This window comes from Allobosea sp. 2RAB26 (genome assembly GCF_052115465.1).
In the GTDB taxonomy this organism is placed as follows: Bacteria; Pseudomonadota; Alphaproteobacteria; order Rhizobiales; family Beijerinckiaceae; genus Allobosea.
Genome location: NZ_JBFRGS010000015.1, coordinates 56,867 through 80,788 on the forward strand (window position 1 = coordinate 56,867; position 23,922 = coordinate 80,788).

A 23,922-nucleotide genomic window follows, 5' to 3' on the forward strand; every position below is an offset into this window, starting at 1 on the left:
TGATCCTGGTTGCGGTCAAGGCGACAAGGGCGGCGGAACGGTCGGGTATCCTTCCAGGGGTCGGTCCGGCAGAGGCCTGTCCGGGACAGGGTCTCTCACCTCGGTACGGGCCGGCTGCGGACGTTTCGGGCGGGCAGCCCGAGGTGGCCGCTCGACCGCATCAGGCAGGAATGTCTGGGGCATGGATGCCTGGGGCAGGGGATAGATCGGCGCGCCGGCCTCGCCGAGATCGGGGGAGGGCGATGGCGCATCCCCGATCGGGTTCCAGCCTGCGCGCCTGAGCGAGGCGTTGACGGAAAACCCATAGGCGAGGCGCAGCAAGGCGGCTTCCGACGCTCCCGGCGCACAGATCCGCAGGCGCACGGAGATCACGCCCGATCTGGGGCGGAAAAGGCTGTCATCGCTTGCGACGCGCTGCCAGGCGTAAAGACAGCCATCGCCCCCGGGGCCGCGGCCAAAGGCATAGCCGAACGGGCCGTAGCGGTTCTGCACATAGGCGGCCGACGGCACCATGGCGACGCCCGGAAGCCGCTCCTCCATCTCGCGCGCGATCGCGAAATCCTCGATGCTGGGAAGCGAGAGGAGCCTGCCTTCCACACCATTCGTATCGGGAACATCCGCCGCCGTCAGGAAGGCGGCATAGATCGCATTCTCGCCCGGCGTCCGGCCTCGCGTGGCGAGCGTGACGGTCTGGGACACGGCATTTTCGTAGCTGCGCTGCGTGACGTTCACGACCGCTGGCCCGCCCGGCGGCAGCACGATGAGGGCGCGGCTCGGGTCGACGGCGATGGAGCGTGTTGCAAACGACAGTTCGGCATCCGTCAGCCTCTGCTCACCGCAGCCTGCCGCCATCGCACCCAGCAAGGCCGCGGTGGCAAGGGTTGCGAGCCGCCCCCTGGTCTGGCCGCGAGCCGGGCCGAGCGCCGGACGCAGGCCGGACACGCTCATCGGCACGCAGGCCGGTGTCTTGGAGCGATCGACATGTCGGAACCATTGATTAACAAAGATTAACACGTTCTTACCGCAGGCTGATGCGGCCAGTCTTTGGCCCTCGATCGAATCATGCCTGCCAGTACAGACAATTCCGGCACCGGCACCAACCCCTGTCGAGCGAGCGCAGTGGGAGATTTTGTGCGACAGGCGATCTCATCCCCCATAATCTTTGCAATGGCCATCCGCCCGTGCCTCAACAATGGGCAAGCCTTCTGCGTGCCGGATTGGAAGCCGGCGAAGCGGATCACCTGGAAGATCCTTTTGCCTGGCGTCGCAGAGAGAAGGGGGCGTGCCGCCATGACTAGCGCAGCTGCGGACGGGATGCGGCGAGATCGTTGCGGATCGCGGTTGCGGCCACGCCGGCCTGCCCCATGGCATGACTGATCTGGTCGAGACCGATCACGACATCGCCGGCCGCGTATAATCCCGCGATGCTGGTGCGCTGGTGGCGATCGACCTGGATGCAGCCATCATCCGTCACGGCCCCGCCCAATGCGGTCGCGAGGTCGGAATGAACGACCGAGCCAAGGGCGGGATAGACGGTGTCGAAGCGCAGCCGCCCCGCGGCCGAAGACAGGCTCAGGCCATCCTCCTCCAGCGCGAAGTCCTGCGCCGGTCCGCCGATGATGCGAACCCCGAGACCCGCGAGACGCTCATACAGGGGGGCGGCAAGGCCCTCGGTTCCATCGAGGACAAGGCTGACCAGCGCCGTATACGACCGCAGGAATTCGCATTCATTCGCAGCGCCGGAATCGGAGCCGATGACCGCGACATCCTGCCCGGTGACCTCGTAGCCGTCGCAAACCGGACAGTAGCGCAGGCGGCCCAGCATGAGCGCCTCGGCATGGAGCGCGTCGGTCATCGGGGGGCGACGGTTCGTGACGCCGGTGGCGAGCAAAACCGAGCGCGCCTTGATGTCGACGTCCTGCCCGTGCGCCGCGAAGCCGGAACCGTCGTGGGTCAGCGCCTCGACGCGGCGATCGACAATCCAGGTGCCGTACCGGATCGCCTGCGACCGCATCCGCGAGAGCAGCTCGCGACCGGAAATGCCCTCGGGAAAGCCGGCATGATTATGGGTGCAGGGGATCTGCAGCGCGCGGCCATGGCCCGCGTCCATGACGGTGACGCTGAGATGAAAGCGCGCAAGATAGATCGCCGCCGTCAGGCCCGCGGGGCCGCCGCCGATCACGAGGCAATCGAGCTGGTTTGTCATGCGTCCCTCAGGCTGCATCGCTGCGCCGGACCTGGACGGTCTGCGAGATCACGGTACAGGCGCTATCAGTGGTCAGGAAGGCGGTATCCGTCGAATCCCTGCCATGGGCGATGCGGATGATGCCCTCGATAGGGGCGAGGCGCGTCGGGTCGACTAGCCACCAGGCGTTCTCGAGATAGACTTCCATCACGGCGTGAAAATCGGGCGGTTGGACATCGAGCGAATAGGCGCTGACTGCGCGAGCCGGTATCGACAGGGCACGGCAGAAGGTGATGCCGAGATGGGTGAAGTCGCGACAAACCCCCGCCCTGACGGTGAAAGTATGCGCCGCCGTCGATTCAGGCGTGCTGACGCCCGCGACGTAGTCGACATGGGACGCGATCCAGTCGAGAACCGCCATCACCCGGCTGACGCCGTCGCCCGCGCCTGCGAACTCGCGCTGGGCAAAGCGCTGAAAGCGGTGGCTCGGGCAAAACCGGCTAGGCAGAAGATAGGACAGCGCCTCGGCCGGCAGTTCGTTCCACGCATGCTGGCGCCCCGACGCAGGCAGCAACTGGCGCACGCCGTTATCGACCGTGGCAGTATAGCTGATCGTCGTCTCGCCCGAGAAGCAGGCCCGGAACCGGCGATCTCCCGCGGGTGTCTCGTCTGCGATGGGCCGCACATCGCCGCTGACAGTCAATTCTTCCGCAAGGATCGACTGATCGCTGGAATGTGACGCCTGGATCAGCCCGATCACCTGCGTCGGCGTAGAAAAGCCATAGACGAGTTGAGCCGATGCGATCAGCTTCATCTTGAACTCCGGACTGTCCCAGCGATCCAAACGGAGTTGGCAGTGGTTTCGTTCCGAACCGCCGGCGCGGATTAAGCCCGGGCTGACGAACCAAAGGGAACCTCTGTGCCGTTCGCCGGTTCAGAACCTGCGCTTGCGCGTCGTTTGCGGCGGCTCTTGCGCCTTCAGATGTGGCCAAGCTTCGGATGTGACCAGACGCTTGAGGGAGGACATTATGGGCATTCTCGGGACCATCCTCGTCGGCTTTCTCGCCGGCGTGGTCGCCAAATTTCTAACCCCTGGATCGAACGAGCCTTCGGGCTTCATTCTCACCACCATCCTCGGGATCGTGGGTGCCTTCGTTGCCACATACATCGGGCAGGCCATGCATTGGTACGCCCCCGGCGAAGGTGCTGGCTTGATCGGGGCCATCATCGGCGCCGTCATCGTCCTGGCGGTGTGGGCGTTTTTCGCGAACCGCCGACACACGGTCTAACCCCGGCAGCAGGAGCAAATTTCATGAGCGACAACCAGGGCTTTCCGTCGATGACGGCACTGCTGGGCCTGCTGGCCCTCGCAGGCTACCAGAACAAGGACAAGATCGCAGAGTGGCTCGGCCAGGCCAACCAGCCGGCGCCCACCGGTGCACCGGCCGGCGATATCCCGAAAGGCGCGGATTCCGTGCTCGGCAATCTCGGCGGCACATTGGGCGCAGGCGGGATCGGCGGCTTCCTGAACGGAGGTCTGGGCGAGCTGATCGATCGCTTCAAACAGGCAGGCCAGGGCGAGAAGGCCGATTCCTGGGTGCGCCAGGGCGCCAATCAGGAGGTTGCGCCGCCGGATCTGGAACAGGTGATCGGACCCGATGTCCTGGCCAAGCTCGAACGCCAGACGGGCCTCTCCCGCGACGAGCTGCTGTCCCGGCTGTCCCGGCAACTGCCTGACGCCGTGGATCGCTATACGCCCGACGGCAGGCTCCCCGCCGCCGGGGCCTGATCCCGCCCCTGCATGACCGGCAGAGCCGGCGACCGTCGACACGTCCAGCGACCGGCTCCCGTCATCGGGAGCCGGTTCGTCGTCAGGGTTTCTCGAGGCTGCCAGGTACTGCCAGATCGGGTACTGCCAGATCTCGTCACGGCCTGGAGCCACACTGTCTCGCCTGAGTTGATGCGCAATCGGGAGGAACAGATGGAAACCCAGGAACTACATCGCGGCCGGCTGATCGATCATATCCAGCTCGTTGTCGCGGACCTCGGCGCCTGCCGCCGCTTCTACGAGGGCATCTTCCGCGAACTTCACATTCCGATCGGCGGGACGGCCGAGGATTATTTCTGGGTGGACGAACTCTTCGTCTCGAGCGCGCAGAGCAAGGCGGCGCAGGGCGAGCTCACGGGCCGGCACCATATCGCCTTCCAGGCCAGGAACCGCGCCATGGTCGACGCCTTCTACAAGGCTGGCCTCGACAGCGGCGGCAGGGATAACGGCGCGCCGGGCGAGCGCCCCTATCATCCCGGCTATTACGCCGCCTTCCTGCTCGATCCCGCCGGCAACAATATCGAGGCCGTCTTCCATGGCGAGGCCGAACGCAGCGCTCCATCGGTCAAGATCACGTTCTGAGTGATCGGCAGGTGGTGCCACGCGCGCCACGATCCGTCATGCTCGCATTCCGATCGTTGGTGTGAGCGAGGGCGGAGCGACGATGCCATCCCCGCAAGACAGCATCACCGTCGAACCGGCCGGCGAGGACAGGGCTGGGGCGACCGCGTCTTTTCCCTATGACACGGCGCTGGTCGAGCGCTTCCGCGCGGCCTTTCCCCGGGCGCGCTGGCGCGATGATCGCCGTGCCTGGTTCGTGCCAGGGAGCACGGCCGAGAGGCGGCTCGATCGCTGGCTGCAGCGGGAACTTTCCGGCGTTCTCTCCCATGCCGATGCGCGCGGCAGGGACGCCTTCGCATTCGATCCGATCGTGAGCGACTATCTCGTCCCGGCAGAGGATCTCATGGTCCGTACGCCTTATTCCAGGACCGTCGTCGCGGAATTGCGCGCCGTGCCCTGAGCCTGGTGGGACGGCGAGGAAAGGCTCTGGCGCATTCCCTATCGCTCGCTGGAGGAACTGCGGCGCCGTTGGCCGGCGATCGAGGAGGCCGCCCGCCGCGCCGAGCCGGTCGAGCGGAAGCGGCGGCGAGACGAGTTGAAGGGCTCGGCAGAGCACCACGCGTTGCGCGCGAAAACCAGGGAGCGGCAGCGCCATCGCTATCCGGTCCTTGCCGATCAGCTCCCGCCCGGCGACCGCCCATTGATGTCTCATGCCGGCGCGCTCGTCTTCACCGAGGTCACGGGGGAGCTGGTCGACGAGGAAAGCCTGCACCAGCATTACCTCTGGAGTGCCGGCGCGACCGGCGATTTCGTCTGGGCAAGCTGGCGCAGGCCCGGCCATGACGAGCTGGTGCGGACATGGCCGGCGCGGCAGCCGGCGAGCGGGGCGGAGCTTGCCCGGGGCTGGTGGCAGCCGACCGTCGAGGAGTTACGGGACGCCCGTCGAAAGGCGAGATCGCTCGAGCGCGCACAGGCGACACGCAGGCAGCGGCAGATGCAGGGAAGGCAGGACGAGAAGCCCGTATAGGCAATGCGTTATGGCATTCCGCTTGCCTGGATCGTCAGATGCAGGCCAAGCGGACATCGTTCAGGAGATTGCACGCCCTCGTTCATTGGACCTGCGGAACATAATGAGGCAGGCCGAGGTTAGGCTCCTACCCAATCACTGTCGAGCCGAACACTCATGAATTCAGGCGAAAGCCTTTTCCACACCCGCCGCTCCGCTCTCGCGACGCTGATCGCAACCGCCTTGCTTGCGAGAGGGCAGCCTTCGCTTGCCGCGCCAGCGCCCCAACCAGGGGCTGCCCGTTTTGGTTTCGACGACGTCGTCGCGCAGGCGCGCATTCTGGGCGAGCGGCCCTTCGATTCCGGTGGCCTGACGATCCCGTCGGAGTTGTCGAAGCTGACCTATGACAGCTATCGCGAGATCCGTTTCCGTCGGGAAAAGGCCTTGTGGCAGGAGAGCGGTTCCGATTTCCGCCTGCTCCCGTTCCATCTCGGCTTTCTGCACGACAAGCCGGTGCAGTTGCATGTGGTGAAGGAGGGCAACGCCATCCCGATCCCGTTCACGACGAGCCTGTTCGAATACGGCAAGGTGCCGGTGCCCAAGCAGCTTTCGCCGTCGCTCGGGTTTGCCGGGTTTGCGGTGACGACCACCCTCAACGATCCCAAAATCCAGGATGAGGTGATTTCGTTTCTGGGGGCGAGCTATTTCAGGCTGATCGGGCGGGGCCACCGTTACGGGCTTTCCGCGCGCTCCCTTGCTATCGACGTCGGCGGCAAGCAGCCTGAGGAGTTTCCCTTCTTCCGTGCGCTTTGGCTGGAAGAGCCGAGGGCAGACAGCCTCGATCTGGTGATCTACGCCCTGCTGGATTCCCCGTCCGTGGCGGGGGCGTTCCGCTATGTCGTTTCGCCTGGCCGCACGACTGCGATGTCGGTCACGGCTGCCCTCGTGCCGCGCGTGGAGATCCCGCGCATCGGCATCGCGCCGCTGACCTCGATGTTCCTGGCGGGCGAGGGCGATCTTGGACACCGAACCGATTTCCGGCCCGAAATTCACGATTCCGATGGGCTGTTGATGCAGAACGGCTCCGGAGAATGGATCTGGCGGCCGATCCGCAATCCCGCGAGCCTGCGGATCTCCAGTTTTGGCGACCGCGATCCGCGAGGCTTCGGCCTGATGCAGCGCGACCGCGAATATGGACATTACCAGGACCTGGAAGCGCATTATCACGCACGTCCGGGATATTGGGTCGAACCCATCGGTGACTGGGGCGAGGGCCGGGTCGACCTGATCGAGATACCGACCAACAACGAGGCATTCGACAATATCGTGGCGTGCTGGACGCCGGCGCGGCCGCTCGACATCGGCAAGGCCAGTGAGTTCACCTATCGGATCACCGCCTTGTCGACGACCAACGAGCTCCATGCCATGGCGCAGGTCCGCAACAGCTTCAGCGGTTGGGACATCCGGGAGCCCGATGCCGACGGAATGGGCAAGCAGCGGTTCATCATCGATTTTGGCGATGGCGATCTGGCGTATTTCGTGAGCGACCCCAAGCGTGTCGAGGTCGTCGCCTCGACGACCGCCGGTTCGATCGCCCATACCATCATCGCCGCCAATCCCGCCGCGAAAGGCTTTCGTGTCATCCTCGACGCGACCTTGCCAGTAGGGCAAACTGCCGACTTGCGCGTCTATCTCAAGTCGCGAAACCGCACCCTCTCCGAGACGTGGACGCAGTCTTGGTCGGTTCCTGCCCCTGCTGTCCGAGATGCGCCAGGCCATGTGGTCACTCGGGATTAGAGCTTCTGCCCGAAATGTGGATTGCGGTTCTTGGGAAAGCCGGCGCAAACATGAGGGGCTGGATCATCGACCCGGATGCGCTATCGCGCCCGATGATCTGACCGGCATCGCTCCGTCCTGGACAGGGTCATTGGCCTGCAGGCGTGAGATCCGATGAAGCTCCTCCCACAATCCCTGCTCATTCGGCCCCGCCTTCTGATGGCGCTGGTGGCGGTGATGTTGCTGACGATCGTGCTGCCGCGCGACTGGGGCTGGGTGACGCGGCTTCTGGTGGCGTGGGACGCGGGCGCAATCCTCTATCTCGGCCTGCTGACGACGATGATCTTCGGCGAAACCGTCGAGCAGATCAGGGCGCGTGCCGCCGAGCAGGATGAAGGCGCGCTCGCCATCCTGATCATCGCCTGCCTGGCGGCCGCCGCGAGCGTCGCGGCCATCGGCATTCAGCTCGCCGGCCTGAAGACCGTGCCGCCCGACGAAAAGACACTGCACCTGGCACTGGGCGCCGTGACCATCCTCAGCTCATGGGCGCTGGTGCATGCCTTCTTCTCGCTGCACTACGCCCATGATTTCTACAGCGATGACGGTGCCGAGGGCGGCCTGGATTTTCCGGGCAAGGGCGAGCCCGACTATGTCGATTTCCTCTATTTCTCCTACACGATCGGTTGCACGTCGCAGACATCGGATGTCGGCGTCACCACACGCGAGGTCAGGACGATCGTGCTCGCCCATTCCATCCTCTCGTTCTTCTTCAACACCACTATCCTGGCCTTCGGCATCAATGTCGGCGCCTCGCTGCTGTCGGGGTCCTGAGGCCGGTCCGGGCTGGCTCTCCGGAGTGCCCATGGCGCATTCCCCGCAGCATGACGGTCAATCGGACCGCCGCAATGGAAGGGGCGGCCTGATGGTCAAGAACGGTTGGGGGAGGGGCGCCGCGGGAGGCGGTTTTCCAAGTAGACAGGCGGTCGATTACATCTCAGTGTCGTAGCGGCAATCTCAGAATTGCTTCTAATTTTGAAATAATGAACGCATGGCGATATTGCATTTGTTGCTGTTCTCTTGGTCATGAAGCGCGCTAATCTCGCATTGCTCGCTTTCCCCTCCCATCGCGGGCAAGCCGGTCGGCGCGGCCTTGGCCGCTGCGCTGGCCGGCATTTTTTTCTGAATGATGTGCTTTGCGCAAAGACGCGAGCGACGGCTGCCTCAAGCGTTGGTCGCTGGAGCGCGCAGAAGTGAGGGCCGATCCAGAGCGAGATACCCTGGCGACAACTCTCCCGTATCCGCCGCGGCTGCCCTAGTTGAAGGCAGCGTATTCGAGCAGCGCGATCAGGTCGTCATCCCGGATGATGATGGCGCAACCATTGGTGTGATCGATGATGATCTCCACGATTGCGCCACCCAGAAAGGCTGCGTTCGCATAGCGCGCAGCCGCGCGGATGCCGGTGAAGGTTGCGGTGGGGCTCTCACCCGTCCAGACAGCAACCGTGCAGTTCACGGACTCGAACTGTTCCGCCATGAGCCAAGGATTGATCGTCACCTCTTGTCCCGCCCCTTTGGCTGAAGGAGAATTATGAATCCATACTGAGGCCATCGGTGACGCTGAGGGTCTCACAACTCGTCGGATGCGTCATCCGACCAAAGTCGATCCTGATATTTGGGCGCGGGACCTTCCAGACGGCCTGCCTGGCGGCGGTCATGCCACGCTGTACGATAGGCCATGCATTCTCGGGACCAGTGTCAGGCGGCTCGCACCGGGCGCTTGCGATGCCGCCCCTTGGCTTTCGTATCCTCGACATATATACGATCCATATATGAAACGTATATGGAGACTCCGATGGGCATCGTGAACATCGATGACGACCTGCACGATCAGCTGCGCCGGGCGAGCAAGGTATCGTTTCGGTCGATCAATGCGCAGGCTGCCTACTGGATCAAGCTCGGCATGCTCTGCGAGACCAATCCGGGGCTCAGCTTCACTGAGATCATCGAGCGCGAGCTGAATGCCGCAGGCGTCAAGGCTCAGCCGCTCGCCGAGACTGACGCATGACGAAGCAGCCTCGCGAACTGGCATTGCTGGCCGAAGCCGGGAGGTTACTGGCCTCCGTGTTCGGGATGCTGGATCGAACCGCGCTCGCCGGCCTGTCGACACTTCAGGTCAATGAACTGGTCGAGCACTTCATCGTCCATGATCTTCAGGCCCGACCTGCAAGCAAGGGCCAGTATGGCTATGATTTTGTGTTGAATGCTTCGGTGAACGATGTTGTCTGCCACGGTGTTCCATCGCAATCGACCGTGCTTCGGGACGGGGACATCGTCAATTTCGACATCACGCTCGAGAAGAACGGCTATATCGCGGATTCCAGCAAAACCTATTTCGTCGGCGAGGTGAAACCAGCCGCTAGGAGGCTGGTCCAGACCACCTATGAAGCGATGTGGATGGGCATCAAGGCGGTTCGGCCGGGTGCGCGGCTCGGAGATATCGGCTGGGCGATCGAGCGACATGCCAAGCGGAACGGCTATTCGGTGGTGCGCGAGTATTGCGGTCACGGCATCGGCCGGGAGATGCACGAGGAGCCGCAGGTCTTGCATTTCGGAAAGCCAGGAACCGGCCTCGCCCTCCGCGAGGGCATGGTTTTCACGATCGAGCCGATGCTCAACCGCGGCCGAGGGAGCGTGAAGACGGAGGCTGACGGCTGGACTGTCGTGACGAGAGACGGCTCGCTGTCGGCTCAGTTCGAGCACACCGTTGCCGTGACAGCGTCCGGCGTCTCGGTTCTGACGCTCCGTCCCGACGAACAAGGCGCAGGGCCAATGAAGTGGCGTGCGCTGGCGGCGGTCGGCTGATCCGGCAGCGCGCGGAAGCGCCGTCTGCGTGATCTGATCTGGTCGTCGAAGGCGGATCGGTCGGATCGCCTGCCGCATCATGCGGGGATCCGCGGTCGCTCGGGGTTCAGGTCCCCTTGCGCCTAGTCCCATTCTCTCTCCTGGGATCGGATGTCGCGCAAGGAGTGAACGAGATCGATCGCCTTGCCGAACAGGCGCGCCCTCGGGATCGGGAGCGCGGCGCCGCCGGCGCAGGAGATCACCTCGGCAACGTCTTCATGGGAATTGCCGACGAACTGCCGCTTGCCGCTGATGTGAAGCGAGGACAGGATTCCATCCCCCTGGTGTCTGGAATCGAGTGGAAGCGGGCCCGATGCCTTCTCGGCGTCGAACCAGACCGGCGATCCGTCCGGTAGCGCAAGCTCGGCGAGTGTCGGCAGTTTCTCGCCCACCACAGCGGCGACATAGTCCGGCAGCTCGATCACCAGCAGCACATCGACGCAGTCGATGCGGGTCTTGGCCAACGGGTCGCCATCACCGGGAACAGCCCGCCTGATCCGGGCGACCCGGCGGGCCAGCACCTGAACCTGAGATCCGTCAGACAGTGTCAGCGAGATCATTGTCGTTCCCGGGCGCACGTTTCACGATAGCCAGCCTCAACGTAATGCGCCTGCTGGCCGATACTCAATAACGGCATGATCGTAACCTTAAGGCAGGACGACCTTTGTTGCCCGCCACCGCAGGAAAGCGGAGCCGACCCTGCCGCCGCAAGATCGCCCGAGATTCGCCGGTCTGAAAACCCCGTTCCTGAATAATTGTTCATGGAACCAATGGCTTAACAGATTGTTCCCTTCCTCGGCCGGGGGCTAACAGGAGATCGACTATGATCAGGAAGATTGTCCTTGTGGCTGCGCTGGTTGCCTTGCCTATGGCCGTGTCGGCGCAGCAACCCAATGCTGGTGCGGCCGGTGGCGCCGCTGCCGGCGCGGGAACCGGAGCCGTTGGTGGAGCCATTGTCGGCGGGCCGGCCGGAGCGGCCGTCGGGGCTGTCGGTGGCGCTGCGGCGGGGGCGATCGTCGGCGGCATCGCGGCCGACCGGCGCTCCGAGTTCCGCACTTATGTGACGGAGCAGAAGGTGCCGTCGGTGGCCTATCGCGAGAAGGTCGTCGTCGGAGCGACGCTTCCCCAAACCGTCACCTATCGAGAGGTCCCGGAGCGTTTCGGCAAGACCCAGTATCGCTACACCGTCGTGAACGATCAGACGGTGCTGGTCGAGCCGAAGACCCGCAGGATCGTACAGATCATCGAATGATCGGCGGATAGACGGGAAAGGCCCGCCATCGATGGCGGGCCTTTCCTTGTGACTGAAGCTCGACCTGGGCAAGCGGCCCTCGTCCCTGTCGCAATCAGCCTCCCGGCAGGGCAACCCGCCAGACCGTATTGCCGACATCGTCGGCAACCAGCAGGCCGCCCCGCCGGTCGACCAGCACGCCGACGGGCCGCCCCCGTGCCTCGCCCTTCTCGTTCAGGAAGCCGGTGAGGATCTCCTGCGGCATCCCGGCTGGCTTGCCATCGCTGAAGGGGACGAAGATCACGCGGTAGCCGACCGGGCGCGAGCGGTTCCATGAACCGTGCTGGCCGATGAAGGCGCCGCCCTGATAGCGCGGCCCGAGGCGGCCCGGCGGCACGAAGCCCAGCCCGAGGGAGGCGGTATGTGAACCCAGAGCGTAATCCGGCTTGATCGCCTTGGCGACCAGTTCCGGCTTCTGGGGCTCGACGCGCCTGTCCAGATGCTGGCCATAATAGCTGTAGGGCCAGCCATAGAAGCCGCCACGCTTCACCGAGGTCATGTAGTCCGGCACCAGGTCGTCGCCGATCTCGTCGCGCTCGTTGACCGCAACCCAGAGTTCCCTGGTCACGGGGTTCCAGTCGATCCCGACAGGGTTGCGCAAGCCCGTCGCAAAGAGCTGCGTCGCCCCCGTCGCCGGGTCGATCTCGAGCACGGCCGCGCGCCGCTCCTCCTCGTCCAAGCCGTTTTCGGCGACATTGGAGTTCGAACCGACGCCGACATAGAGCTTCGAGCCGTCCGCGCTGGCGGTCAGGCTCTTCGTCCAATGGTGGTTCCGGCCGGCGGGCAGGTCGGCGACCTTCACGGCTGCGCCCGCGCTTCTGGTTTCGCCTTGCCGGTAGGGGACGCGGACAAGCGCATCGGCATTGGCGATGTAGAGTTGGTCGCCGATCAGGGCCATGCCGAATGGCGAGTTGAGGTTCTCCAGGAAGACGCTCTTCGTCTCGGCGACGCCGTCGCCGTCACCGTCCCGCAGCAGCATGATCCGGTTGGCGCTGAGCGTCTGCGATCCGGCCTTCTTCATGAAGACGCCCTGCACCCAGCCGCGGATGCCGCCGCTCTTCTCCGCCGGCTTCGGTGGCGCGTCGCTTTCGGCCACGAGCACATCGCCATTGGGGAGTTCGTAGAGCCAGCGCGGATGCTGCAACCCGCTGGCGAATGTGCTCACCTGGCCGCCGCTGGGCGTGGTCGGCTTCTCCCCGAGCTTCCAACCGATCGCATCGGCGATCTTCACGGTGGGAAACCACGTCGTCCTGGGCTCGGGCAAAGTCGGGTTGGGGCCGTAGCCCGCCTCCTCGGGCAGGGTGGAGCGACTGTCGCAAGCGGCGAGCATGAGCGCCGAGGCCGCGACGCTGGCGATGAGCATGACGGGGCGCTTGATCGCCATATGCGGTTCTCCTCCCTGGCTGCGGGAAGCACTGCCCGCCCGCATCATGGGGTGAACGTCAAACCCCGTCACTTTGTTCGCGATGGCTTGGTTCACGACGGCCCCGGGCCGCGTCCTCGACTGAGATCGAAGTGGAACGGATCAAACCGCGCGACGTTACCCCTGGACGCCTGTCGGCGATGACACGGAAATGGAGACGAGCGATGCGCCCAGACACGAACCCGGCGATTGAGAGCCTCCGTAAGGAGCAACACGCGCAACGCCAGGCCGGGCGCGAAGTCACGGCAGATCAGCGGCTCGACCAGGCGCTGAAGGAGACGTTTCCGGCGAGCGATCCGATTGCCGCCCAGAGCCCGGCGAAGCCGGGTGCGCCCCGTCAGCGGCGGCAGTAACGCCGTTCAACGCACAGGGCGAGACTGTCCTGGTGCGGTCGTCTCATGGTTTGCAGAAGGGAAGATGCATGCGCGCCCTCGTTCATCTCGTCGGGTTATGGCTGGCTCGCGACATTGCCGCAGGAAAGTACCCCAAGCAGTTTGCCGTTCCGCTCGGGTTCCTGATCGCGCGGTTGCGGACGCCGCCCCTGATGATCGCGGTGTTCGGCTGCGTGCTGGCCAAGCTCGCCATGGACCGGCGCGGACGGGGCGCCAGGCGCGCACCCGCGCGGTCCCGCTGAGGCCGCCGGCGCCCCGCCATTCAATGAGGCGGAGGCGAAGCCCACGTCACTATTTGCACTTGCATTTGAGGAGGGCGGCGCGCTCACTGCTCGTCGAGGGGAAGGTCGATGCCGTTCCGCTCGATTGTCGCCACGCCAGAAGAGGTCGCCGTCATCGTTGCGGCGTTCGAGACCGCGTGGGGCCAGATCGACGCACGCGGCGAGATCGATCGACAGAGAACGTCCATCCAACGGGAACGCCTCGGCTATATCGTGGTCGGGCTCTGGGATGCCGGCGGAGCCGGCCAGCTCGCGGAGCGGGCCGTTCAGCAATTCGACGCCACGGCGGCGAACGCGCCAAGGCTCCAACGAAGCACGGGTGACAGCCGCTGACCGCAGGCGTCAGTGCTCGCTCGACCGTCCCCCGCATTCACGCCAGGCGGCCATCGGCATGCAAGCACCCGGGCGCCGGGGCGAGGTTCAGTGCGCCTTGGATACGTGCTCGGGTTTGCCCTTGCGCTTGGTCGAAGCCATGTCGTGCAGCTCCTCTTCGGTCATCGACTTCGCCATCGATTTCGACGCGCCCTTCAGCTCGCTGGTTTTGATCTCGCCGCGCTTGGCGGCGAGCGCCGCTCCCGCGGCCTTCTGCTGGGCTTTGGATTTCGCCGGCATGATGCACCTCCTTTGAAAGGTCGGACCGAGATCAACTGCCGGGCTGCGTCTGCGTTCCCGGCCGGCTGAGCGATGCTGAGGCTCTGGCGCGCCCGCAGGGGACATGGCGGGAACAACTGCTGACGCTGCGGGTTATCCCGGCATCTCCCAGAGACCCCAAGATCTCTGAGTCCCAAGACACAAGGGGGGCGGGCTTTTTGTCGGCGAACGCAGTGCTTGCATTCTTGAGCGCGATGGCCAGATTTCCGATGTAGTTTGGTGTTGGGGGAGCGACCATGCCATTCTCATCGCTCACGGATCCGGTGGACATTGCGCGCGCCCAGGCGGCCTTGGATGCGGCCTGGGAGGCCATCAGGCCAGCCCTTGATGACGGCCACGACCTGCAGCTCGAACGGGAGCGATTGGCCTATATTGTCGGGAACCTGGTGATGATCGCCATTGATGATGAGGACCTGGCAAGGCGTGCGCTGCAAAAGTTCAGGGCCCACGCCTGACGCGTCATCATCGTCTGCGGGCGGGCCGACTGCACGCGGCGTCTCATCGAAACTGGCGAAATCTTCGAGCCGGCGCGAATGTCCGGGCAGGCATGGAACCGGAGGCGCCGTCATGTGTTTGTGGGGCGTCCCGGCGCCGCAATCCCCTTCTGGCGTCATGACTGCCTGAGCCCCGCCGCTTCTGCCGGACGGCGGGGCGCTGGTTTTGGCCATCGGCCGCTCCATCCCGCTATCGCACGGCGGGTTTCGCTGGCCCATCGGTCCTGCCGGTTGCCGGTGGGGATGCCTTCAGAGCCGCCCGGCGTTTCGAACCGAGGCGGCCGACCAGATCGCCGACGAACAGGACCTCACGGGTGAGGCCAGATGCGCCGCCTCGATCGGTCTCCTTCAGGCGCTGAGCAGTTCCTGCGCCGAACGCTCTGCTTTCACTAGGGAGGCTGCCGGGGGACGATGAAGAGGTAGGCCGTCTATCAAATCCCGGATTCTCGTGCGGGATTTCGATTGGCATGTTCGCCGCTTTCAAAAATGAACGCCGGCGAGCGCGCGTGGCGCGCTCGCTATAGGGCTCGGGCTGTCCGGACCTGCCCGCCTATTGCGGGTTTGTCGCAACCGTCTGCGTTGCGCCCGCCTGCTGTTGCCGTGGGAAGCGCGGCTGGAGCTGGTCTTCCGGATTGACCGGGAAGGGGAAACCAAGGACCGTTGACCGGCCGCGAACCCGGTTCTGCGCTTGGCATTTCTTGACGCATTCCGTGGCTGGCGGAGCGACCTCGACCGCATCCTCGCCCATCACCTGGCCCATGCGACCGCCACTCGCCACGTCCCAGCGGGATACGCCGCCGCAATGACGCACGGTCGCGGGGCTGTTGGGGACGCGGGTGGCGATCAGGTTCACGCAGTCCGGTTCCGACCTGCGCGTGGCAACCTGAGGGCTGTCCCTGCCGACGAACTTGCGGGAGAAGTTATTGCCGAAATTGACGCGGGCCGGGACGGTGACCGTGATGTCCTTGTAGGGAACCTCGTCGCCTTCCCGGTTCCGGAAGTTGCGATTGTCGAAATAGAACGCCTTCAGTTGAGGGTTGGCGCCCTCCGCCAGGATATGGGTGAAGAGGGTCGGCGTTCCATCTTCGCGTTCCACCTCCATCTGGAATATGCCGCCAGTCGCGCAGTCCTTTGCCTGAATCTTCATGCTGAGGTTTTGGCCCGTTCTCCCGATCTCGATCTCGGTCTCCTTGATCTCGACGGTGAGTGAACTGGTCAGCGACAACCCGCGATGGTCGGGGAGCTTGCTGGCGAAGACCGGGGTCGGCACTCCTCCCGTGATGTCGAGGGGATTTGGCGCACCGGTCAGCGTGAAGTTGCGGATGCCGAGGGTCGCCGAGTCGACATCGAATTGGGCATATTTGCCCTGCACCCGAAAACTCGTCCCAAGAGCGCTGGCGGGGAGGGTGGCATTCTGAGTGCGTCCCAGCACGGTAAAGCCGCCGCCCTCGCACCCTTCCGATGACGCGGCCTGGGCTGAGCCTGCTGCGAGGAGCAGCGGCAGCGCGACCAGCGCGACGGTTCCCAGATGACCGCTCGCGCGACCGCTCTCACCCGCTGCCCGTGCGCAGGGCGTTGTGCGAAAATGGCAAATACGTCGCATGACCATGAGTAACCTCCCTGGGTTCTATGATTGACAGTCCCGATTTGGGCCGGATGCGTATTCCAGCAGCATCGCTCGGCAGGGCGAGCCGGCCGAATACGCTTTGGATGACGTCGTGTTCGCTGTGTTCTTCGCAGGTGCGTGAAGGGTTTCTGGGGCATGCAGGTGCGGCGACCGGCGAACCCTACGCCGATGAACCTGACATTTACCTGACGCGACCTGTCAGGTTGCGCGTGCACCAGGGCAATGATTGGCGAGGCCAGCGAAACGCGTCGCGGAAACGTCCGGCGCCGGCCACGCGTAGCTCTCTGCAACTGGCAATTACTGCTCGGCGAGGCTATCCTCGGCTTACGAAATCTTACGCGGTTCTCAGATCCATGGATGCCAGGCAGAAGCGGCACGCTTTCTTCTTCGCGCTGATTGGGAGTTTCCGCGTGATGTGGCCGGTTCTCTCCGGTGTGCTCGCGACCATGCTCGTGCCGGGATTTCTGATCGGGCGCATCGAGGACTGGGGTATCGGGGACTCCCTCTATTTCACCTTCGTGACCGGCTTCACGATCGGCTATGGGGATTTCACGCCGACGCATTTCAGCTCGCGCATGCTTGCCGTCGTGATCGGTTTCGCCGGCATCGTGATGACCGGGCTTATTGCGGCTGTCACTGTCGAGGCGCTGCGAGCGACGGAAGTCGAGCCGCCCGAGCACAAATAGGGTTCCGCCTGCTTGCTTCGTGAGGTGCATGCGAGCTCAGTGTGCACGTGCGAGCATCGCCGTGGCCGGAACGACCGCCGTCACGCCGGCCGCCGACGCCCGCGATGGCTGCGCAACGGCGGCGAGCCGATTTTCCCCCGGAATCGCGACCGCCTGATCCGACGCGCGATTTCGATTTCGGCTGCGCCGCGACGCAGCCGGGATACAATGGCTCCGCGTCCTTCCCCTACCATTCAAGCCATCGGGAGAAGAGCCATGCCCGAGCAGATCGATCACCCGCGCAGGAATGTCCTCGGCGCCCTGGCGCTCGGAGCGGCACTTGCCCCGTTCAGTGCGATCGGCGGTGCCCGCGCCCAGACCAGTCCACCCTCCGTCACACCTGCGGGCAGCGCGGGGCAGGGCGTGCAGGCCTCGTTTGCTCCGCTGAAGCGGATCGTGGCGGGCGTTCTCGAGGTCAGCTATGCCGAGGCTGGCCCGGCGGATGGTCCGCCGGCGCTGCTGCTGCATGGCTGGCCCTATGACATCCACAGCTATGTCGAGGTTGCTCCTCTTCTCGCCGGGGCCGGCTACCGCGTGATCGTGCCTTATCTGCGCGGATATGGAACGACGCGCTTCCTCAGTGACGGCACGCCGCGCAACGGCCAGCAGGCGGCCCTGGGCCGTGACCTCATCGCCTTGATGGATGCGCTGAAGATCGAGAAGGCGGTCCTCGCCGGCTATGACTGGGGCGCGCGGACCGCCAATATCGTCGCCGCGCTCTGGCCGGAGCGCTGCAAGGCGATGGTCTCGGTGAGCGGCTATCTCATCGGCAGCCAGGAGCTGAACAAGGCGCCGCTGCCGCCGAAGGCCGAACTGCAATGGTGGTACCAGTATTATTTCGCCACCGAGCGCGGGCAGGCGGGGTACGCGAAATACACGCATGAGTTCGCGCGCCTGATCTGGGAGTTGGCCTCGCCGAAATGGGCCTTTGACGACGCGACCTTCGCGCGCTCGGCCGCGGCCTTCGACAATCCCGACCATGTCGCGATCTCGATCCATAATTATCGCTGGCGGCTCGGCCTGGCCGCGGGCGAGCCGCAATATGACGAGCTGGAAAAGAAGCTCGCCGCCTTTCCAACGATCGGCGTGCCGACGATCACCATCGAGGGGGATGCCAATGGCGCGCCGCATCCGGAGCCTGCCGCCTATGCGAAGCGGTTCACCGGAAAATACGAGCACCGGCTCTTCACTGGCGGCATCGGCCATAATCCGCCACAGGAGGCGCCGCAGCCCTTCGCCCAAGCGGTGATCGCCGCCGACAGGCTCTGACGGCTGATCGGGAGCCCGCTGCTTTGCCGGCCTCATGGGGACGGAAGAGGGGCTCCTGGCGCGAGCGGGCGCGCGATCGAAGGCGGATTCCTGCCCTGAATCCGGGCATCGCGCCCCGAATGGCGCCGGACTGCGCAGAGCGCTGTCGCGGCCCCATCGTAAGTATAGATTCGTGGTCTGACCTTCGCCGCACGGATTGAGCGACCATCATCTCTACAATTCGCGGCGTCCTCCAGCTATCACCGGCACGGTATTTCTGCCGCAATTGCGGCATCGGGGGAGGTCGGCATGTATCTACCGCGTCTGACCAAGGGTTTACGGCTAAGGGAGGCCCAGCGTGCTCTCGAGAACCGGCTCGAGATCGTCAAGGCGCTGTCGGTCGGCGAGATCACCAAGCGCGATTTGCTGCGCTGGGGCTATTTCACGGCGGGTGGCCTGCTGGTCGCCAAGAATGGGCTGAGTCCCTTTGCCAGGAGTGCCTATGCCCAGGTGCCGACGGGCGCGCCGCGCAGCCCGACCTTCGGTGTCGACAAGTTCCATGACCTGATGCCGCGCCCAGAGGTGCTGAAACCCGTGCCGCTGACGCGCATGTCGAATGGCGACGCCGCCTGGGGCGGGGCTTCGGGTGCGCAGGAATTGCCGGCGAAGAATTTCTCCTACCACACCGATTACACCAACTCGGGCGGTGGGCTCTACCGCAACCCGGTCACCAATGCGGGGCCGTTCGAGGGCCGCCCGCCCGGCGAATTCTTTGCGCATCAGCGTTGGGAGGAGCTCTATCCCAAGAAGGGCTATCTGCTCTCACTCGGGCAGGTCAAGGCCGGCTGCTATTTCTGCGACGGCATGCCGGAACAGGCGGCGACCTCGATGTGGACCTTCGGGCCGCGCGCGCCTGGCCGGGAAGGGCGGACCGCCGGCCTGCGCACCGGGATCGGCCAGCCGACCCTGATCAAGGCGCGCTATGGCGAGCCGATCCTGACCCGGATCTATAATGATCTGCCGGTCGACCGGAGGAAGAATGGCGGCTTTGGGCGCAACGAGATCTCGATCCATCTCCATAACGCCCATAACGGCGCCGAAAGCGACGGTGCCTGCAACGCCTATCACTTCCCCGGCACCTTCTACGATTACCACTGGGGCATGGCGATGGCCCGGCGCGACATGCCGAATGTCTGGCTGACCGGCGACCGCGACTATGCCCGCAAATGCTCGGGGCCCGATGACCGCGAGGGCCTGGTCCAGGTCCCCGGCGATTTCCGCGAGATCCAGAGCAGCCTCTGGTTCCACGACCATCGCTTCTTCTTCACCGCCGAGAACGTGCACAAGGGCATTTTCGGGCTGTGCAATATCTATAGCGGCCCCGATCGCGGCCGCGAGGACCTCAATGACGGCATCAACCTGCGGCTGCCCAGCGGCTCACAGCTGAAATGGGGCAATCTTGATTTCGACGTGAATCTGGCGGTCTCGAACCCCGCCTTCGACGCCAATGGCCAGGCCCGCTTCGATATCTTCGACACTGACGGCTTCCTCGGCGACATGCTCTGCGTCAACGGCACCTATTACCCCTATTTCGAGGTGCTGCCGCGGCGCTACCGCTTCCGCATCCTGAATGCGGCGATGGCGCGGTTCATGAAGCTGGCGCTGGCGGTCAACAAGAGCCGGCGCTTTGCACGCATGACCAATGTGCCGTTCTACTTCATCGCCAATGACGGCAACCTGCTGGTCAACCCGATCGCCCTGACCGAGACCGACGAGATGGGCGTGGCGGAGCGCTTCGACATCGTCGTCGACTTCGCCGCCTTCGAGCCCGGTGACAGCGTCTATCTGGTCAACCTGCTGAAGCAGACCGACGGGCGTCTCCCCAAGGGGCCGGTCTCGATAGCCTCGGCCTTCAAGGGCGATGACGACGACCCCTGCATCGGTCCCTTCCTGGAGTTCCGGGTGGTGAACCAGCTCCAGAGCGTCGACAATCCGAGCAAGCTCTACAATGCCAGCAACCCGCTCGACGCCGATCGCAGCGCCAATTTCGCCGATCCCGACTGGCGTACGGGCACGAAGACGCTGACGACCCAGATCCCGATCGTCGCACCGGTCCGTGAGCGGGTGATCGAGTTCGGACGATCCGGCACCGGCGATTCACGGGGCGCCGACGGCCAGTGCATCCCTGAATGCGGCGACATCGCGAGCTTCCCCTGGACGATCAAGATTAATGGCGAGAACGCGCATTCGCTCAACGCCAACCGGATTTCGATGCTGATCCCGAAGCCGGGCGAGGTCGAGCATTGGACGCTGATCAATGGCGGTGGCGGCTGGGATCATCCCATCCACCTGCATTTCGAGGAGGGCGTCACCATCGATCGCGGCGGTGCGCCGATCCCGGCAACGGAGCGGCTGGCGCGCAAGGATGTCTGGCGGCTGCGGCCTTCCGGCCGGGTCAAGTTCCAGGTGCGCTTCGGCGAGTTCGGCGGCGCCTATGTCAGCCACTGCCACAACACGGCGCATGAGGACTTCGCGATGCTGCTGCGCTACCAGATCCAGACCGAGCAGCCGGGCGACCCGAACTTCCGCGGCCAGCCGCAATACCAGCTGACGATGACGCCGATCCCGACGCCGAACGGCGTGGTCTGGAAGCAGCCCGAGGTCTTGCCGGAGGGCGATCCGCGCAGCACGCGCTTCGCCAGCGCTGGCTGAGGGCTCCGGGCATCGGCCCGAAAAGTGGATCGCGGTTTTCGGGACAGCCGATGCCAACACGAAGGCATCGGCCCGAAAAGTGGATCGCGGTTTTCGGGAGAGCCGATGCCAACACGAAGGCATCGGCCCGAAAAGTGGATTGCGGTTTTCGGGCCGATCCAAAGACAGCCATGGCAGCCGTCGCCCTTGGTGACGGCTGCTGTTTCAGGGATTGCGCCCTAGCGCTTGAGCGGTGTCTCAGCGATCACGCGCAACCCCGCGGAATATTTGTTGAAAAGCCTCTCGCGGTCATAGACCTTGTTCATCCGTTCTTCCGCCAGGTTGTCGCGGATATCCGCCTCCTTGACGAAGCGCGCCAGCGGATGGGCTGCGGCGCGCCGGATATAGTCCACATATTCCTCGCCGTCGCGACGGGTCAGGGCTTCGAGCGCAGACAGGATCTCCTGGGAGAAGCCCTCGCGGTGAAGGTCGTGGAAGGTCCATTTGGAATCCTGCACGACATCGTGCAGCGCCGCGATGATCGCCGATTCCTCATTCCCGCCTGCCAGGAAGCGCACCATCAGCCGCATCGGGTGCGCGATATAGGGTGCGCCGGTCTTGTCGAGCTGGCCGGCGTGAGCCTCAGCCGCAATGCCGATCGCGCGTTCAAGGGTAGCCATCGTTCACTCTCCTCCGATGCCACAGCTTAGGCCGTAAGGTGTCCGGCAAGAAGGTGGAACGTGATCGGCGCCTGGGCGGTCTCCAAGAGGCCCGTCTCAACCCACCGTCCAGCCAGGCGCCGTGTGCCAGAGATATCGAACCCTGCATTCCATCGAGCAGAAGCCGAAAAATCCCGTGTTCCTACGACAAGGCGGTCTATCGCCAGCGCCACAAGGTCGCGAACCTCTTCGCCAAACTCAAAGAGTGGAGGCGCATCGCCATAGATTACGACTGATACGCCCCCATTTTCTTCTCGGCCATCTATCCCGCCACAGCCGTCATCGTCTGGTTCCGATCATCGAATTCTGAGTCTAGTCGTACGACAAACGATGCAAGACTAAGTGCCGGATTGCGCAAGTGCAGATCTCGGGCAATCGTTTGATCCGGCCCGAATGATCAGGCTGCGGGGGGATTGAGCAGGGAGATCGCGTTATGAACGTGGCTGCGCAAGCACCGGGGGCGGCTGACGCGCCCCGACCGATGTCCAGGGAAGAACGCAAGGTCATCATCGCCTCGTCGGCCGGCACGGTCTTCGAGTGGTACGATTTCTACCTCACCATCCCGCTCGCCGCGAACATCGCCGCCAGTTTCGTGCCCGGTGACAACGATACGGCGAAATTCATCTTCGTGCTCTTCAGCTTCGCAGCCGGTTTCGCCGTGCGGCCGTTCGGCGCCCTCGTGTTCGGCCGAGTTGGCGATTTGGTCGGCCGCAAATACACCTTCCTCGTCACCATGACCATCATGGGCCTCGCGACCTTCCTCGTCGGCGTCCTGCCTGGCTATGCCACGATCGGCATCGCGGCCCCGATCGCCTTTATCGTCTGTCGCCTGCTACAGGGCCTGGCGCTCGGCGGCGAGTATGGCGGCGCCGCGACCTATGTCGCCGAACACGCCCCGCAGGGCCGTCGCGGTTTTTACACGAGCTGGATTCAGATCACCGCAACCTTCGGCCTCTTCCTGGCGCTGGCGGTCATCCTGGGGCTGCGCTTCAGCATGTCGACCGAATCTTTCAACGCTTGGGGCTGGCGTGTGCCGTTCCTGCTTTCGATCATCCTGCTCGGCTTCTCCATCTGGATCCGGTTGCAGCTCGCTGAATCGCCGGCTTTCCAACGCATGAAGGAAGAAGGCAGCCAGTCAAAGGCCCCGCTCACCGAGGCGTTCGGCACGTGGTCCAACGCCAGGATCGCGATCATCGCGCTCCTCGGCGGTACGGCGGGCCAGGCCGTGGTCTGGTATGCCGGGCAATTTTATGCGCTCATCTTTCTTACGCAGACGCTGAAGGTCGACGCGACCACGACCTACCTGATCCTGGCCTTGGCGCTTTTGCTCGGCACGCCCTTCTTCGTCTTCTTCGGCAGCCTGTCGGACAAGATCGGCCGCAAGCCGGTCCTGCTGGCTGGATTGCTGGTCGCGGCGCTGAGCTATTTCCCGCTCTTCACCAAGATCGCCACCGTCGCCAATCCGAAGCTGGTGACCGCGACGGAGAGTGTGAAGATCGACATCACCGCCGATCCCGCAACCTGCGGCTCGCTGTTCGACCCGGTCGGCGTGCGCGTCTTCACTGCGCCCTGCGACCTCGTCCGGCGCACGCTCGCGTCGACCTCGATGCACTATGATCTGAAGCCCGGCGCGGCCGGCTCACCGGTCGCCGTCAAGGTGAATGGGACCGATGTCGCCAATCCCGGCGAGAAGGCAGGCGCTGCGGTCGTCGATGCGGCTTACGCCGCCGGGTATCCCAAGGCCGGCGATGCATCGATCCTGAAGGTTCAGTCGCTGGGAGCCCTGTTCGCGGATGGCCGGGCACTGACCCTTGTCGGCCTGCTGTTCCTTCTCGTTATCTTCGTGACGATGGTCTACGGGCCAATCGCCGCGCTGCTCGTCGAGCTCTTCCCGACACGCATTCGGTATACGGGCATGTCGCTGCCCTACCACATCGGCAATGGCTGGTTCGGCGGCTTCCTGCCCCCCACCGCCTTCGCCATCGTGGTGGCCACCGGCAACATCTTCTCGGGCCTCTGGTATCCGATCATCATCGCGATGATGACCTTCATCATCGGCCTGATCTTCCTGCCGGAGACCAAGGATCGCGACATCTACAAGATGTAGCGGCCACCAACTCGGG

Annotated in this window: 25 protein-coding genes and 1 pseudogene; 16 read left to right on the forward strand and 10 right to left on the reverse strand. The window is 64.4% G+C overall.

The window, feature by feature from the left end; translation table 11 throughout:
- Window positions 1-15 precede the first annotated feature (15 nt).
- From bcsN to AB4118_RS24950, 3 genes are all read right to left on the reverse strand, one after another.
- Window positions 16-1,014, reverse strand: coding sequence for a cellulose biosynthesis protein BcsN (gene bcsN, locus AB4118_RS24940; RefSeq protein WP_441492263.1), 999 nt, complete (start codon window positions 1,012-1,014; stop codon window positions 16-18).
- Window positions 1,015-1,294: 280 nt separating this feature from the next.
- Window positions 1,295-2,206 (reverse strand): NAD(P)/FAD-dependent oxidoreductase, encoded by a 912-nt coding sequence (locus tag AB4118_RS24945; protein ID WP_441492264.1) that lies wholly within the window; start codon window positions 2,204-2,206, stop codon window positions 1,295-1,297.
- A gap of 7 nt (window positions 2,207-2,213) precedes the next feature.
- A complete protein-coding gene (locus AB4118_RS24950; protein WP_441492265.1) occupies window positions 2,214-2,999 on the reverse strand; it encodes a transglutaminase-like domain-containing protein in 786 nt (261 codons plus the stop codon).
- Window positions 3,000-3,213: 214 nt separating this feature from the next.
- On the opposite strand from AB4118_RS24950, the gene AB4118_RS24955 reads away from it, so the two are divergent.
- The 6 genes and pseudogenes from AB4118_RS24955 (at window position 3,214) to AB4118_RS24980 (ending at window position 8,187) form a co-directional block, all read left to right on the forward strand.
- Window positions 3,214-3,474, forward strand: coding sequence for a GlsB/YeaQ/YmgE family stress response membrane protein (locus AB4118_RS24955; protein WP_441492266.1), 261 nt, complete (start codon window positions 3,214-3,216; stop codon window positions 3,472-3,474).
- A 23-nt stretch (window positions 3,475-3,497) separates the two neighbouring features.
- Window positions 3,498-3,974: a YidB family protein gene (locus tag AB4118_RS24960; RefSeq protein WP_441492267.1), complete on the forward strand. Its 477-nt coding sequence runs from the start codon at window positions 3,498-3,500 to the stop codon at window positions 3,972-3,974.
- A gap of 192 nt (window positions 3,975-4,166) precedes the next feature.
- Complete coding sequence (locus AB4118_RS24965; RefSeq protein ID WP_441492268.1) at window positions 4,167-4,595, forward strand: VOC family protein; 429 nt, start codon at window positions 4,167-4,169, stop codon at window positions 4,593-4,595.
- An 82-nt stretch (window positions 4,596-4,677) separates the two neighbouring features.
- Window positions 4,678-5,601, forward strand: a pseudogene (locus AB4118_RS24970) (hypothetical protein).
- Window positions 5,602-5,757: 156 nt separating this feature from the next.
- Window positions 5,758-7,377 carry an OpgD/OpgG family glucan biosynthesis protein gene (locus AB4118_RS24975; RefSeq protein WP_441492269.1) on the forward strand — a complete coding sequence of 540 codons (1,620 nt, stop codon included), beginning with the start codon at window positions 5,758-5,760 and terminating at the stop codon, window positions 7,375-7,377.
- Between the two features lie 153 nt (window positions 7,378-7,530).
- Window positions 7,531-8,187 carry a DUF1345 domain-containing protein gene (locus AB4118_RS24980; protein WP_441492270.1) on the forward strand — a complete coding sequence of 219 codons (657 nt, stop codon included), beginning with the start codon at window positions 7,531-7,533 and terminating at the stop codon, window positions 8,185-8,187.
- A 481-nt stretch (window positions 8,188-8,668) separates the two neighbouring features.
- Here the strand turns inward: AB4118_RS24980 and AB4118_RS24985 are convergent, their stop codons facing one another.
- On the reverse strand, window positions 8,669-8,911 hold the full coding sequence (locus AB4118_RS24985; RefSeq protein ID WP_441492271.1) for a hypothetical protein: 243 nt from the start codon (window positions 8,909-8,911) through the stop codon (window positions 8,669-8,671).
- 297 nt (window positions 8,912-9,208) lie between these two features.
- On the opposite strand from AB4118_RS24985, the gene AB4118_RS24990 reads away from it, so the two are divergent.
- Window positions 9,209-9,421, forward strand: a complete 213-nt coding sequence (locus AB4118_RS24990; RefSeq protein ID WP_441492272.1) for a ParD-like family protein — start codon at window positions 9,209-9,211, stop codon at window positions 9,419-9,421.
- Entirely contained in the window at window positions 9,418-10,218 is an 801-nt protein-coding gene (map, locus tag AB4118_RS24995; RefSeq protein ID WP_441492273.1) for a type I methionyl aminopeptidase, read from the forward strand. The genes AB4118_RS24990 and map overlap by 4 nt, the downstream gene beginning before the upstream one ends.
- A 122-nt stretch (window positions 10,219-10,340) precedes the next feature.
- On the opposite strand, the gene AB4118_RS25000 is transcribed toward map, so the two are convergent.
- Complete coding sequence (locus AB4118_RS25000) at window positions 10,341-10,817, reverse strand: hypothetical protein (protein WP_441492274.1); 477 nt, start codon at window positions 10,815-10,817, stop codon at window positions 10,341-10,343.
- A gap of 263 nt (window positions 10,818-11,080) precedes the next feature.
- On the opposite strand from AB4118_RS25000, the gene AB4118_RS25005 reads away from it, so the two are divergent.
- Window positions 11,081-11,509 carry a DUF1236 domain-containing protein gene (locus AB4118_RS25005; RefSeq protein ID WP_441492275.1) on the forward strand — a complete coding sequence of 143 codons (429 nt, stop codon included), beginning with the start codon at window positions 11,081-11,083 and terminating at the stop codon, window positions 11,507-11,509.
- A 94-nt stretch (window positions 11,510-11,603) separates the two neighbouring features.
- Here AB4118_RS25005 and AB4118_RS25010 read toward each other — a convergent pair whose 3' ends face one another.
- The gene (locus AB4118_RS25010) at window positions 11,604-12,932 is read right to left on the reverse strand and encodes a PQQ-dependent sugar dehydrogenase (protein WP_441492276.1); all 1,329 of its coding nucleotides are present in this window, start codon (window positions 12,930-12,932) and stop codon (window positions 11,604-11,606) included.
- Between the two features lie 203 nt (window positions 12,933-13,135).
- On the opposite strand from AB4118_RS25010, the gene AB4118_RS25015 reads away from it, so the two are divergent.
- The 3 genes from AB4118_RS25015 (at window position 13,136) to AB4118_RS25025 (ending at window position 13,977) form a co-directional block, all read left to right on the forward strand.
- Window positions 13,136-13,324, forward strand: a complete 189-nt coding sequence (locus tag AB4118_RS25015) for a hypothetical protein (RefSeq protein ID WP_441492277.1) — start codon at window positions 13,136-13,138, stop codon at window positions 13,322-13,324.
- Between the two features lie 68 nt (window positions 13,325-13,392).
- Window positions 13,393-13,605 carry a hypothetical protein gene (locus AB4118_RS25020; protein WP_441492278.1) on the forward strand — a complete coding sequence of 71 codons (213 nt, stop codon included), beginning with the start codon at window positions 13,393-13,395 and terminating at the stop codon, window positions 13,603-13,605.
- A gap of 108 nt (window positions 13,606-13,713) precedes the next feature.
- Window positions 13,714-13,977 (forward strand): hypothetical protein, encoded by a 264-nt coding sequence (locus AB4118_RS25025; RefSeq protein WP_441492279.1) that lies wholly within the window; start codon window positions 13,714-13,716, stop codon window positions 13,975-13,977.
- An 87-nt stretch (window positions 13,978-14,064) separates the two neighbouring features.
- On the opposite strand, the gene AB4118_RS25030 is transcribed toward AB4118_RS25025, so the two are convergent.
- The 3 genes from AB4118_RS25030 to AB4118_RS25040 all read right to left on the reverse strand — a co-directional run bounded on the left by AB4118_RS25030 (window position 14,065) and on the right by AB4118_RS25040 (window position 16,398).
- Window positions 14,065-14,256 carry a DUF3008 family protein gene (locus AB4118_RS25030; RefSeq protein ID WP_441492280.1) on the reverse strand — a complete coding sequence of 64 codons (192 nt, stop codon included), beginning with the start codon at window positions 14,254-14,256 and terminating at the stop codon, window positions 14,065-14,067.
- Window positions 14,257-14,540: 284 nt separating this feature from the next.
- Complete coding sequence (locus AB4118_RS25035; RefSeq protein WP_441492281.1) at window positions 14,541-14,963, reverse strand: hypothetical protein; 423 nt, start codon at window positions 14,961-14,963, stop codon at window positions 14,541-14,543.
- A 376-nt stretch (window positions 14,964-15,339) separates the two neighbouring features.
- Window positions 15,340-16,398: a hypothetical protein gene (locus AB4118_RS25040; RefSeq protein ID WP_441492282.1), complete on the reverse strand. Its 1,059-nt coding sequence runs from the start codon at window positions 16,396-16,398 to the stop codon at window positions 15,340-15,342.
- Between the two features lie 371 nt (window positions 16,399-16,769).
- Here AB4118_RS25040 and AB4118_RS25045 point away from each other — a divergent pair, with 371 nt between their 5' ends.
- The 3 genes from AB4118_RS25045 (at window position 16,770) to AB4118_RS25055 (ending at window position 21,101) form a co-directional block, all read left to right on the forward strand.
- Window positions 16,770-17,102, forward strand: a complete 333-nt coding sequence (locus AB4118_RS25045; RefSeq protein WP_441492283.1) for a potassium channel family protein — start codon at window positions 16,770-16,772, stop codon at window positions 17,100-17,102.
- Between the two features lie 255 nt (window positions 17,103-17,357).
- Window positions 17,358-18,410, forward strand: a complete 1,053-nt coding sequence (locus AB4118_RS25050; RefSeq protein ID WP_441492284.1) for an alpha/beta fold hydrolase — start codon at window positions 17,358-17,360, stop codon at window positions 18,408-18,410.
- 288 nt (window positions 18,411-18,698) lie between these two features.
- Window positions 18,699-21,101, forward strand: coding sequence for a multicopper oxidase family protein (locus AB4118_RS25055; protein ID WP_441492285.1), 2,403 nt, complete (start codon window positions 18,699-18,701; stop codon window positions 21,099-21,101).
- 218 nt (window positions 21,102-21,319) lie between these two features.
- Here the strand turns inward: AB4118_RS25055 and AB4118_RS25060 are convergent, their stop codons facing one another.
- Window positions 21,320-21,760, reverse strand: coding sequence for an HD domain-containing protein (locus tag AB4118_RS25060; RefSeq protein ID WP_441492286.1), 441 nt, complete (start codon window positions 21,758-21,760; stop codon window positions 21,320-21,322).
- Between the two features lie 520 nt (window positions 21,761-22,280).
- Between AB4118_RS25060 and AB4118_RS25065 the strand changes: the two genes are divergently transcribed.
- The gene (locus AB4118_RS25065) at window positions 22,281-23,906 is read left to right on the forward strand and encodes an MFS transporter (RefSeq protein ID WP_441492287.1); all 1,626 of its coding nucleotides are present in this window, start codon (window positions 22,281-22,283) and stop codon (window positions 23,904-23,906) included.
- Window positions 23,907-23,922: the final 16 nt, after the last annotated feature.